The organism is Flavobacterium sufflavum, from assembly GCF_004016525.1.
GTDB classification, from domain to species: domain Bacteria; phylum Bacteroidota; class Bacteroidia; order Flavobacteriales; family Flavobacteriaceae; genus Flavobacterium; species Flavobacterium sufflavum.
The window spans coordinates 1-204 of record NZ_SACJ01000064.1 but is presented as its reverse complement, the minus strand read 5'-3'; the positions used below and the strand labels follow the sequence as shown (position 1 = coordinate 204).

Genomic DNA, 204 nt, shown 5'->3' with positions numbered 1-204 from the left:
CCAGAATTGGTTTTGCCGGTTTAGTAACATCGTCAACAATTACATTTTGAGTAGCTGTTTCAGTGTTTCCATTACCATCATTGAAAGTCCAGGTAATTACGTGAGTTCCTTGAGTTGTATAAGTTAATGGATCAGTAGTTGTTCCTGTGATAGTTCCTTTACAATTATCATTAGTAGTAGGAGCTGTCGCCGTAGCCGAACATT

The 204-nt window shown here is 38.2% G+C and carries 1 protein-coding gene; it reads right to left on the bottom strand.

What is annotated here, in order from left to right:
* On the bottom strand, window positions 1-204 hold a 204-nt coding region (locus EOD40_RS18155; RefSeq protein WP_164905530.1), incomplete at both ends, for an HYR-like domain-containing protein.